Here is a 507-nt window from a genome sequence, read left to right on the forward strand (position 1 = left end):
TAAAATCAAAGAAGCTTAAGGGCTAATCCCCGTTCGCTCGCCACTACTAAGGGAATCTCGGTTGATTTCTTTTCCTCAGGGTACTTAGATGTTTCAGTTCCCCTGGTTCGCCTCACACACCTATGTATTCAGTGTGTGATAACCATCTTATGATGGCTGGGTTCCCCCATTCAGACATCTCCGGATCAAAGTCTGTTTGCCGACTCCCCGAAGCTTTTCGCAGGCTACCACGTCTTTCATCGCCTCTGACTGCCAAGGCATCCACCACATGCACTTAATTACTTGACTATACAACCCCAAACAGTCGACGTTACCTACAAGTTAGTAACTTCAACATTTCAGTTTAGAGCACTGTGTATTTAAACACTGTACAGCTTCAATCTAAATTCATATACCAAAACGCTTGATTCAGTTAATTTGCTAGTTCTCAATTCATTCAGATTAATTGCTTAATCTAAACTCTTGAGTGAACAATTTATTTCAGACTCAATTTTGCCAATCTGTTAA

General features: G+C 41.0%; 1 rRNA gene. It reads right to left on the reverse strand.

The annotated features are described in order from the left end of the window. Positions 1-288 (reverse strand): 23S ribosomal RNA (locus CXQ90_RS21955); the annotation flags it as partial. Between the last annotated feature and the right edge of the window lie 219 nt (positions 289-507).

The organism is Arthrobacter sp. ZGTC131 (genome assembly GCF_002929275.1).
Taxonomy (GTDB): Bacteria; Actinomycetota; Actinomycetes; order Actinomycetales; family Micrococcaceae; genus Arthrobacter.